General features: G+C 41.8%; 8 protein-coding genes. All 8 read right to left on the bottom strand.

The genetic code is table 11. The features are described from left to right. Window positions 1–20 precede the first annotated feature (20 nt). A complete protein-coding gene (locus tag RCO84_RS01950; RefSeq protein ID WP_317583683.1) occupies window positions 21–2171 on the bottom strand; it encodes a hypothetical protein in 2151 nt (716 codons plus the stop codon). 35 nt (window positions 2172–2206) lie between these two features. Beyond that, window positions 2207–4060 (bottom strand): transglutaminase domain-containing protein, encoded by a 1854-nt coding sequence (locus RCO84_RS01945; protein ID WP_317583681.1) that lies wholly within the window; start codon window positions 4058–4060, stop codon window positions 2207–2209. Between the two features lie 188 nt (window positions 4061–4248). Beyond that, window positions 4249–5334, bottom strand: coding sequence for a tryptophan--tRNA ligase (gene trpS, locus RCO84_RS01940; protein WP_117695026.1), 1086 nt, complete (start codon window positions 5332–5334; stop codon window positions 4249–4251). 118 nt (window positions 5335–5452) lie between these two features. Then, the gene (locus tag RCO84_RS01935; protein WP_317583679.1) at window positions 5453–7204 is read right to left on the bottom strand and encodes an ATP-binding protein; all 1752 of its coding nucleotides are present in this window, start codon (window positions 7202–7204) and stop codon (window positions 5453–5455) included. A 181-nt stretch (window positions 7205–7385) separates the two neighbouring features. Next, a complete protein-coding gene (locus tag RCO84_RS01930; protein ID WP_264910304.1) occupies window positions 7386–8534 on the bottom strand; it encodes an OmpA family protein in 1149 nt (382 codons plus the stop codon). A 15-nt stretch (window positions 8535–8549) separates the two neighbouring features. After that, complete coding sequence (locus tag RCO84_RS01925) at window positions 8550–8999, bottom strand: DUF1573 domain-containing protein (RefSeq protein ID WP_233401521.1); 450 nt, start codon at window positions 8997–8999, stop codon at window positions 8550–8552. Continuing rightward, complete coding sequence (locus RCO84_RS01920) at window positions 8989–9333, bottom strand: hypothetical protein (RefSeq protein ID WP_144155327.1); 345 nt, start codon at window positions 9331–9333, stop codon at window positions 8989–8991. The genes RCO84_RS01925 and RCO84_RS01920 overlap by 11 nt, the downstream gene beginning before the upstream one ends. A 75-nt stretch (window positions 9334–9408) precedes the next feature. Further along, window positions 9409–12420, bottom strand: a complete 3012-nt coding sequence (locus RCO84_RS01915; protein WP_317583676.1) for a PL29 family lyase N-terminal domain-containing protein — start codon at window positions 12418–12420, stop codon at window positions 9409–9411. Window positions 12421–12646: the final 226 nt, after the last annotated feature.

Genomic DNA, 12646 nt, shown 5'->3' with positions numbered 1-12646 from the left:
TATACTCAATAAACTTACATTCATTTCGCTATTACCATCTGCTTATCAGCGAAAGCGCTACAAGCGTCAACCAAAGCCAACAGTTTGCTCCAGTTTGAGACAGGTTCCACTCTATGAGCAAAACATTTGCGCACATACACTTTTACACTTTCATTTCCAGCGGTAGCCTTAACCGTGAATTCTCCACACTCATTAGCCACCGAAGTCTCAATCTTCTTTAATGCTTCAGCAGAGACCTTATATCCTTGCGGCAACGGAATCTCTATATTCCATTCATCAACAAACGCCATCTTGCGCCAAACATCATCGATACGCTCTCGATCCTTGCCTTCTAGTTTCAACGAACTTCCTATTAACTTACCTACCGACAACAAATAGTTATTTCCAGCGCGTTTCACCATTCCATCCATCACATAATCTACATGATAAACAAAGTTAGAACTATCTCGACGGATTCCCACGCAATCTACTCCATAGCCACCGACTTGCACAGGATCACCATCGTGATAACTACTGATTTCTGCCTTAAACGGATCTATGGCATTTTTCCGATATTCATTGAAAGCTCCTTTTAATTCAGCAGATTCCTTCTTAGTATAACAAGAGTACGGATCTTTGTCGTCGTATTTCAAATATCGCCAATAAGCTTCAAGTTGGCTTGAACCAAAAAGCGTGTTATCAGGACTCACCAAAGACTGACCGTACATTTTCTGTTCACCCGAATAAGTTACCTTCCTACTGATATCAAGTTTAGTACCATCAAGTTTAACCACCATATCATTCACCGCCTTATTGTCTTCAGCTTGACTCACAGGTATCGTTATTTGTTCCTCGGAATCTTGCATATACGCCTTTCTTCCTTGATATATATAAGGTATCTCGGAAGCAACCTTAGGATAAGTCCCAGGGAAGTAGTACACATCAGTTCCCTTAAGGCGGAAGAACCAAGATGTAGAATTATAATTAATCAGTTTATCAACAGGCAATGCACCAAACGGAGTGGTAATGCCCATTTCTATTTCCATGCCCAATTTACGCAAATAATTTGCCACTGTATTAAAAACCCTCTGAGAAGCTCCCCTACTAACATACTCAAAAGAATAAATACGGTCAGCTTTCTCCTCGGCAGACATCCCCTCTTTTTTGGCAGACTTGAAGACGCTCTTGTACGTACTAGGAAGACCAGCAGGAGAATATCCCCCCTTAGACACATAAGATTTCAGCAATTTCCAATCGTCTTGCAGGATTGGTGTTACATCAGGATTGCCTCGAACACCTTTTTGGCGCATAGCTTTCTCTACTACTGCCACTTTAGTCTTGGTCGGGGTAATATACATCTCTATAAAAGGTGACTGCTCCAAAGAATTATACCAAATGGATGATTCTGCATCTATCGGCTTATCCATAACCATATCAAGCACTGCATTTTTGTCCTTGTCTGTGGTCTGAGTAAAATCAGGGGCACCATTCATCGTCCGATAGACGGTGGCAAGACTTTGGTCTAGCACACAGTGAACCTTGGTATAAAGGACAGGTTCGTCTTGACGAAGAACAAAATAGAAAGGATCCAGCTGTTGTTCCTGTGTATCTATTTGGTCTAGAGAAAAGACATCAATACAATCTCCCACTTCCAAACCAGGCACAGCTATCTTCTGACTCAAGTCCTTGTCATTTTTGCCTTCCTTGACATCTACATAGTCATCTAAACTTACTTCCTGTACATTACCATTCTTCTTTATAACACGAATGCCAAGCACCGTTTGCGTTTTATGATGATATCCCCAGGTCCACTTTCTACTTTTCGTCTTGAAAGTAAACTCAGAATAATCCTTCAACGCCTTTTTGTCATTGATTTGAATTAACATACGCTCCATATCCGTACAGTCTATCTGACGAGTAAGGCGAAGATTGAGCACCAGATCAGCCGTTGCCTTACGATAATAATCCGTGCTCAACTCCCGATAATAAGATAGTATGACGGCCGAAGCATTCTTGTATCTGTCGGGAACCGTTCGTTTTTGAAAGTCAGCAGGCGTACTGCTCCAAACTTCTTGCCGCACCTTTTGCGCCAACTTCAAATAATCAGCTTTCTCGTCAGCATTCACTGACAACGTCAAGAGCTGTACCAACAGAATACTGAAGACAACTCTGATTACTTTAATCTTTCCCATAATTCAACTTTTTGACTATGAATAATACATTTAACTCATTTTTCCTTTAATACTACTTGCTCATTACAAGCTGCTCCCCAATCACTTATAATCTTATTCCAAGCAGGGATTTCACTTCGCGGAACACGTCTGTGGTGTATTACACACTCCTTATGCATAACAATCTGATTGCCTGTTTGAGAATAAGTGCGACAAAAATCAACCCATGCAGTATGAATCTGATAAGGTGCGGGGAGACTACTGACCTCCATTTTCTCTGGAATCAAAATCTTTACATCACGTACTTCCTTAGACCGCAAGTCTATCATGTAATCGGAAACCCGTTTGGTTGTATCCACTGGAGTCAGAAAAAGGCTCTCATCGAGATTGGCATCTAAATAAACACTACCGTCAACCAGTTGCCCAGCTCCCTTTTTCATAAAAAAAGCAGTGATATTCAAAGACTCATCCCGAGGACGATTTCCCGTCATCACTATATCCCCAATCTTATCCAATCGTTCATCAACCCCCATCGCTGCCACCAAGGCCTTCTCTTTTTCATCTTGTGCCGTAGCGTCATTCCCCACTAGTATCCAAGACTTCATATCGCCCTTCCATTTAGAGTACAATTTTCCCTTTATATCGTAGTTTCCATCATCCCCAGATTCTAAGGTTGTCTGATATGTTATAGAAGAAAAGCAAGAATCAGCAGCCAGCTCAGGTAACTTATTCATACGAAAGCTATCTGCGTCTTCTACCAAAGCCATCCTTCCTTGTATATTGTCTGGCACATAGCCTAGAGGAACATATGGATTCGTAGCATCCAGATAATATGGCTTTCCCTGATAGAAAACCGTACATATCGCATGATCAATAGATGCAATAGAAGGATTTTCCTGCAAAGAATAAGGTACATCCCATGTCCCTATATCTGTTTGACGAGCATCAAAGCCTTGCACCTTGAGCAAGGTTTTGAGCAAAAGAGCCATAGCCTTGCAATCACCATAACGCTTACGAATAGTTTCAGCAGGTGTTGCCGGTTGATGGGCAGAAATGCCTGCCTCAAAAGCCAAATATCTGATATTCTGCTGTACCCAGGCATAAGTATTGGCTATCTTGTCATAATCGTTTTTTGCCCCTTTCTGTATCTCTCTTAGTATTTCTTCTTGATTAGGAATAGAGCAATCCACATTAGCCAACTGATGAGACCAGACAAACATATCTTGCAGACTTTGGAATGCTCCCAACACCAAGAGATGAGGAGCACTATATCCCCAAGATGGAGAATTAGGTTCTATCAGCTGTGCAGGTAAGGAATGAATCACATAAGTAAAAACGGAATCTCCCTCAGCATTACATGTAGTACTTTTCTCTATACCAGCAGGAAGATTATATTCTTTTATCCGAAACTGCTGGAAGGATTTTGGCTTGATTACCTCTATCTTCTTATGCTCTACATAATTAGCTTCACACAAAGGAATAGTTGTGAAATAAATAGGATTGAGATAGGTTCGAGTAAAAGAAGCCTTCAGAGTCTTGCCAACCTTTGGAATCTGATAGCTAAAGTAGCAAATCTTGGTATCATCGTAAAAGACATTACGAGGAATGGCTGACTTGTATTGTGCATACCCCTTACACTGTGCCTTGTCCAAACGAATAAACTCTCCGCAATAAGCACATGGTTGAACTAGAGCGGAATATTGGGTTACACCATACTCATAATCCGTAGTGTTAACAACAATAGTCTTACCTGCGTCATCAGTTTTGAAGACGTATCTATCATTGCATTGCAATATATGCACATTGTCATCAGCTTTTTGAGCCGAGATGGGTTGCAAAAAGGCGAAGAGCAATACCAGCATACTATCTAAATCAGCAAGTCTGTATTGGAGCATTTTTCTTATTTTCATTATACTCTGCTTCTTTTATTTATTCTGTTTGCAAAAATAAGAAAAAAAAACGAGAACAAAGGATAAGAAAAGAAATTATTTTGTTTTTTGCGTTAAAAACATATCATAATAATATAAAAAAGACAAAAGTTACCAGCTGACGATAACTTTTGCCTTTTCACTTTATATTTCTATCTTTTACATCATCATCAAACCTTAAATTTCGCAGCCTGCTCCTCAATATAGGCAGCATCGCTGAAGTAGTCGATACGCATAGCCTTGCGAACCTCATCCATGGTCTGGGCTGCAAACTCGCGGGCATCCTCGCTACCCTTCTTCAGGATATTGAATACCTCAGGAATATCCTGCTCAAACTCATGACGGCGGGCACGGATTGGGTCGAGCATCTTGTTGATAACGCTGTTCAGGAACTTCTTGCAGGTGCCGTCACCGATACCACCCTTCACATACTGCTCCTTCAACTCATCCAAAGTCTTGAACTCAGGCCAGAATTCAGCGAAGTCCTCAGGAGTAGAGAATGCCTCGAGATAGGTGAACACGGCATTGCCCTCCAGATGTCCCGGCTCTTCCATGCTCATACGTGGCTCACCGTTAGACATCTTCTTCACCTTCTTCCAAACGGTCTTCTCATCGTCGCTCATGTAGATGCAGTTGCCGAGACTCTTACTCATCTTCTCCTTACCGTCAGTTCCAGGAAGACGACGGCAGCAGGCAATCTCTGGAAGCAGAATCTCCGGCTCTACCAATACAGGCGCATAAGTCTGGTTGAAGCGGCGAACCAACTCGCGGGTTACCTCCAGCATAGGCTCCTGGTCCTCACCGGCAGGCACGGTTGTAGCCTTGAAAGCGGTGATGTCGGCAGCCTGACTCACAGGATAGCAGAAGAAACCAAGCGGAATGTTTGCCTCGAAGTTACGCATTTTGATCTCTGTCTTCACGGTTGGGTTACGCTGAACACGAGATACAGAGATGAGGTTCATCAGATAGGTAGTCAACTCAGCCAACTCTGGAATCATACTCTGGATATAGAGTGTACACTTCTGTGGGTCGAGGCCCGCAGAGAGATAGTCAAGAGCCACCTCTGTGATGTTCTGTCGAATTTTCTCAGGATTGTCGGCATTATCAGTCAAAGCCTGAACATCTGCCATGAAAACGAACATTCTGTCGAAGTCGCCAGCGTTCTGAAGTTGTACTCGGCGCTGCAGAGAGCCGATGTAATGACCCAGGTGAAGTTTACCTGTAGGACGGTCGCCCGTCAATATAATCTTTCCCATTTTCTTGCAATTTATTATTATTTTAGCTGCAAAGGTACAACAAAATAATGAGAATGAGGAAAAAAAGATGTAAAATTAACCAAAACCCAGAGTTTAAGAGACAAAATGCTTATCTTCTTTAATCAATTTCATCTATCTTCCTCAACTGATACCCCTCAAACTGCATAATTATCTTATGGAGTTTGGTACCTTGACGCAAGGCTTCTACCCTTGGAGCATCGGCATATCGGTTTATTTGTTCCACAGCTTGCTCCCATTGCTCTTCCGCCTTGGTTTGTCTGCCGTTATCAGCCATAGCTCCAAAATCTTTCTTTGACAGCATCTTCAGTTCGATAATATAGCTGTGCTTGGTATCGTAATGAGTCAAGTCTGGCAACAGGAAAAAGTCACAATATCCATGATTCAATTCCAATTCGGGCATCGTATAATAGTAACTGTTCAGATTCAAATATGCCATAAAGAAACCTTGCAGATTACGTTCACCCTCTATGCTATCTCTAACGGAAGAGACCTTGGCATAAGCCTGTGCCATAAACTCCAGCGCAGGTTTCCATTGACCATCAAAAGCCATATCGGTAAACAAAGACTTAAGACTCATTTCGTCTACCGCACAGACTTCGTCATATTGCTCCAGCAGATAGGTATAGTATTGCTTGCGAACATTATTATTTGGAATGCCAAGCACCAGCTGGTCTCCGCGTGTTCCCTTTATTGTCAACATTCCATAATAGAACAGAAGACTGATAAATATCTGTGGTCTTACCAACAATTTGGCAGGAAAACTTTCCTCAATATTACCTATTATTTCTCCATTCTCGATGATAATGCGCAGCACACCCTTACGGTCGCCATCCAGTTTATCAAGCTGCAGCAATTTCTTCATCTTGCCATAGTCTGTCTTGGTATTAGGATCCACCATCAGCTTAGGAGATTCACCAGCCTCACGATAATTGCGTAAGTAATAGAATACCATATCGCTGTTGAAAACTTTACTCTGAGTTTTCAAGGCACTTTCCGAGAAACAATAATTGTCATACCATGGTTTCATTTCGTTAATGATAGCCTCCACATCACTATCAGGACGAATCTCCCCGTTCTCCTTATAATAAGTGAAGAGTTCTCTTACATCTTCGGTAGAGAAACCAAGCATTTGATTAAAGGCAGGCTTGGTAGAGATATGCCATCCTATGTTGAATCCACTGGTCAAATCATCCAGTGTAACAGGACTTACGCCTGTCATAAAGATTTTAGAGAACATTCCCTTAAACACCTTGAAAATCTCCCGATAAAAACCACTGGCATGGGTAAGAGCCGTATACACTTCCTCCCCCTGCTCATTGAGCACAACATTGGTAAAGTTGTCATACTCATCTACTATAAGATAAAGTGGAAGATTCTTTTTCTCTGCAGCAATCCCAATGGCATTCAACTTTCTGGCAGCAGTTTTTGCCTTCAACACACTTTCCACTACTCGTTCGGGATAATACTCCTGATAAGTTTCGATAAAGCTATCAATACATTCATTGCAATAGGCATTGAAGTTTTCTTCCAATTGGTCTATCGAACCTCCTATCTTGGAGAAATCAAGAAACAAGACTTGATACTTTCCCTGATTTTCTGTAGGATGCGAACCGATCCAAAGGTTGCCAAACAACTTATCAAACTTATCTTTACGTTTGATGTCATAATAAGCCCTCAGCATACTGATAAACAAGCTCTTGCCAAAACGACGAGGGCGAATAAAGAACAAGGCATCAGGCTCATCCTCTAACTTTGGTATATACATGGTCTTATCGACATAATATTGATTTCTCTCTATGATGTCGATGAAGTCAGACACTCCGTAAGGTATTCTTTTAGCTCGTCCCATAATCGCTTATTTTTTTATACATTGCAAAGGTACAACAAAATATTGAGAAACTGCAAGAAATGGTGAAAAAATAACAAATGAGCAGGAGAAGGAAGGGATATCTGAACGAAAAACGGGGCACCCTTGAGGATGCCCCGCCACCAATTAAAATAATTGATTGTCGCATTATAAACTTACCGTACTACTTAGCGATCATGATCGTTACACGGTTCTCTGCGTTTTCTGCAAAAGGCTGCACACGTGCACCCTTAGATTCTTCTGTAATGCGCTCTGAAGGTATATTATATTTCTTTGTCAGCATCCAAACCACAGCTGCTGCTCGCTTGGCAGCGATGCGGTCGTTGATGACGTCATTGCCTGTACCCTTGTCAGCATAACCGGTTACTACAACCTTTGCCTCTGTGTTCTTGTTCAGGAAGTCAACCACCTCACGGATCTTAGCATCCTCAGCAGGAGCAATCTTGTAAGAATTGATGGTGAAGAAGATGTCACGGCGCATCTCCTCTACCTTCTTCTCTACAAGAGCTGGCTTAGGCTCTGGCTTAGGAGCTACATATTCCTGCTTAGGAGCTGGTGCCGGAGCAGGTTCCTCTACCGGCTTAGCCTTCTTGGTATAGCTCTTGCCCAGGTTGATGCGTACACCTGCCAGTGCATTGAAGTACCAGTCAGGGTTATCTGCCTTCTTAGAGTTGTACTTGTCAGAAATCATGTTGGCATTGCCTTCGAGCATGATGCTCACAGCCTTGCTTACCTTGAATTCCAGGTCGATACCTGCTCTGCCGTATGGGCGAACCTTCTTTCCCTGCCAGAGATATTCCAGCAGATAGTTGCTCTGATTCTTGATGTTGGCAGCCAGGTCGTTTACCTCCTGGTTAGCTCCTGCCCAGTTGATACCACCACCAACGAAGGCAGTAGCGTTGAATACGCGGTTCGGGTTCCAGCCACAGAAGAGGTTAGAGAGGTTGAACATAAAGTCCACACCCGGAGCTACATATTTCCATTTGTAGCTGGCGGTATACGGAGTACCGTCCTTGGTAGCCTTGTATCCGTTCCATCCGCCCTTGCTCCAGATACCGTTTATCTGACCACGGAGTCCGAAAACAGGAGAGAACTGGTAGCCGATGGCACCCTGGAAGTTAGGAGAAAGCAGGTCTGAGAAGCTTGCCTCACCCACAGTATATTGCCCACCAGCCTGAACATCCAGGAACCAGTGGCGCTTAAACTGATATTCGTTTCCATCCTTGTCTGTGTAGGATGCTTGCGCCATAGCGGCTGTAGAGCCGATGGCGAGCAAAGAAGCTGCATATAAACACTTAATAGATTTCATCATAATTTAATTGTTTTGTTATTGATTCACTCCTTTGACAAACAAACTTATGTATTTGTTTGAAGCATTTGAATTAACTACAATTTCTTTATTAAAACTCCCGATAACTGATCCTTTCCCATCATAAGTGATGATGATAGATCCTTTTTTGCCTGGCATGATGGGAGTTTTACTGAAACTAGCTTCAATACAGCCGCAATAACCATGTACATCATGGAGTATTAATGGAGATTTTCCTATATTTTGAAAATCGAACCTAACCTTCTGCAGTTTTTTTGAGCCAACCTTGCCGAAATCATGTTCATATTTCAGAAACTTTATTTTCGACTTTTTCGAATCGGGCAGTTTATCATATTTGTATTCAGCCTCCATCCGTTCTCCAGGAGTCAGTTCTTTTTTCTTTTCGGAGCAACTGGCTGTGAATATAGCACAGCACATAAGAAAGAACAGAACTTTCTTACTCATCATAAGTTATCTTGATGGCAGCTCTACCTTCATTCATATCAGTTTCCTGACGATAAAGTGCTCCGTCTCTCAGATAATAATAGGCAGGATCACCATTCCATTTTATAGTGGCAAATGGACGCTTGTGATCATCTCCATCACTCCAGGTGATTTGCTCTTTCTTCTCATTACCGGCAAACTGAATCGTACCGGTATAATCTTCGTTCAGAACGAACTTGTTCTCAAATTCGTCAGTAAAAGAGCCTGCAAAACCATGGTTCTCTTGCTTACTGCCTCCACCGCATGACATGAAGACGAATGTAACTGCCAGACATATAAAAACTAAAAATCTTTTCATTTTTTCTGTTTTTGTTTTAAAAAAGGGTGCCCTCTGAGGAAGACACCCTTAATTTTATGTTATCTTGAGATATACTTACTTCTTTCTGGCATTAGCCTGAATAGTTGTAGCAACATTAACCTTAATAGGATCTGTTACAATCTCACCCCATCCATACTTAACCTTAACAGGGATGTACAAGTTGAATGCATTCTGAACACCTGCACCATTGTTACGGTAAGTGATGAAGCCATACTTAGAGTTAGCACCTCCCATTGATGTAGCATTGCTCTGGGCAAGAACGATAGTTGCAGGTACATCCTGAAGTTCACCATTCAAATCACACTTAGCCTCATCGATAAGAGCTTCAACATCGAATGGACCATAGAAGTCCCAATATGTCATATGATCCTTGAATAGACGGTTCTTTCCGGTCTTAGCATCAATACGCCAATCAGACGGAGAAATCAAATCCTCGATTGTGATGAATGAACCCTTCTCACCGAAGTCAACACCATCAATGAAGTTGTCATTTGCATTTGTTGTAATGTTGATTGGACGGATGAAGTTAGCCTGGAAGTGATCCTTTCCATCAAATGTAATAGAAACTTCCTTGGTTGTTTCGCCACAAACATTTGCCTTTGCACCGATGAAGGTGTACAACTTATTTGTGTTCAACAAGTACTTAGCGAGATTACTCTCCTTATTCAATACGATAGAGTTCTGACGCTTAACATCATAAACACCTGTTGTTTCTGCATTATTAATTGTAGCAATCAACTCATTTGTATAAGTTACGTTACCTACCTTAGCAGAAGCATACAACTTAAGACCATCTGTACTTACAGTGAATGTAACCTTTGTACCGTTGATATCCTTGATAGCTGCAACACCATCTTTACCAGTACAGAAGAAATACTGGAGATTAGTAATGCTCTCATCGAGATACAACTGACCATTCTTATTATAGAATGGAGCATTCAAATCACTTACGAACAAGCACTTATTTGCATCAGTCTCGTTTTCATTAGGAGTCTGTACATTCAGCTTAGCATACTCCTTAGTGGCGTTCCAATACTCAGCATAGTAGTGAGCATTTTCACCAGCAGGAACCTCGCCCTTAGTCTTCCAAACATTGTATGTCTTCTTGACGCCCTTGATCTTAGACTTCAAAACTACGACTACAGAGTCTGTTGCATTTGTTCGAGCGTTCTTGAATACGATTTCGTTAGAAACCTCTTCACCTGCATGCTTCCACAAATCTTCATTCTTAATCTTCCAAGTATACAAATAGGTCATTCCACCTTCTGCATCGGTCTCTGGCTTTTCAACTACAGTACCTACATCGCCCTTAACATGAGTGCAATCGGTAAAGTATGGATAAGCTTTATGGAACTCATTCTTACTCATACCAAGTTTGTTATACAACTGAACGTTGATCTGCTCAACTGTCGTTTCAGACTTTCCATCCTGACCACAAACGAATTTGAATTCGTCAACAGTCAATGGAAGATCCTTAGCTGGTTTAATCTCACTTGGCTTAACAATCTTGATCTTTACGTAAGCAACCCGAACTACATTGCTGCCATTCATCAAGCTTACACGTACGATAGGCGTACGATCGATAGCAGCTTCACCTGTGGTAGTAAATACCTTAGGAGTTACGATACCATCCTCAGTAACTGTTACGAAGTCCTTCTGGTCTGTCTGGTTTGTACCAAGTTTATAGTTCTTCACAACCTCGTACTTAATGCTCATACCAAGTGGAGTAAGATCCTTAACAACAGAGCAACCTGTATTACTCTTCTGATGAACACCTACGAATGTAGACAAGTCGAGCTGACCATTGTAAGCAACTACGGTATCAACAACTTCCTTCTTCTGAGCATCTTCGCTCCAAACAAGACTGTTCTTCACCTTAGCACCAGCCTCGGTATCCTTAACACTGATACCAACTGTACCACGACGATAGTGATAATCCTCTGGAGTAGATCTGTTTATCTTTTCGATATCAGCGAGATACAACGGATCCATATTCGTCTTGTAGATAGTTGCATAATCGGATGTCACAGTTTCACCATTCTTTCTCTGTGCCTGCAAAGCTACGGTTGTTATGTTTTTATCTGTAGCTGGAGTACCAGTTACATTAACCTTAACCTTCAGAATACCATCCTTGAACTCAACAAATTCAGGCTTTGCAGCGAAATCATCAGAAGCTTTAGCGCGAGATTTGATAAAGTCGCCATTAGCCTCAAGTGCAAATATCAAGTTCTTCAACTGCTCTTCAGAAGCATTGGCAGGATTCACGTGATAGTAAGCGTATGTCTCAGGATTGACAACCTTTGCAGCACCTTCTGTCCATTTCTCATTCTTAGAGTCCTTAGTTGCACCAGCACTCAATGCCTTGTACTCGAACGAAGAGATGCGGATAGCAGGAACGCCATCAACGTAAGCACGAGAGTCGCCATCCTTCATGAATACGATACCACGGAGATTACTGCTCAAAGAGATAGTGTACTCACCATAAGTACCATCAGACTTGAGTACGTGACTCAATTTCAAGTCTTCCTCGCCCATAACTGCTGTGATAGCATCATTAGAAGCTGTCTTCCACATAATGCCGGTCTTGGTTTCTGTATTGCCATCAACCTTGTAGAAATAGCCATCTTCCTTTGGCAAGTAGTAAGCACCGTCCTTACCAGCAGTACCCGGTGTACCCGGTGTACCAGGTGTACCAGGGTCACCCTGATCACCCTTGTCGCCCTTGTCACCCTTAGCATTCAAGCCTGTGCTTACATCATCAATGTACCAAACTCCGTCAACGATTTTAACAACTGAGCCAGCCTTACCATCCTTACCATTTGTAATGTCATAAGTTTTACCATTGCTCAATTTGACTGTAATACCATTGTCGTTCTTTACTACATCTGTGAGAACACTACCAGCTGTAATCTGAGAATTGATTTCATCAATGGTCTTCTTCAATTGGTCAATCTGACTCTGCAAACCGCTGATGTCATCGTCGTAGTCTTTACAAGAAGTAAATGTGCTTACCGAGGCAATTGTCAATGCACCCATAAGCAGCGCGCTAAAATACTTTCTTTTCATACGGTAATAATTTATAATGTTATACGATTTTCCTAGCCTTTCGGCAGGAAGTTATTAATTAATTCTCTATATCGAATTAAGAGTTCCGTTTGATGAAAAGAGTCTGCACTCTTAGAAAAGTTCTTCATTCTCTTTCAAAGGTCCTCTTAGAAAAGTTATTTTTTATCGTTCTTATATCGTGGCTTTTTATCGCCACTCAGTTCTTATTGTTTTTATCATATCTCCA

This window comes from Segatella copri, from assembly GCF_949820605.1.
Lineage (GTDB): Bacteria > Bacteroidota > Bacteroidia > Bacteroidales > Bacteroidaceae > Prevotella.
The sequence above is the reverse complement of the archived record's forward strand: the minus strand, read 5'-3'. Positions and strand labels throughout refer to the sequence as shown.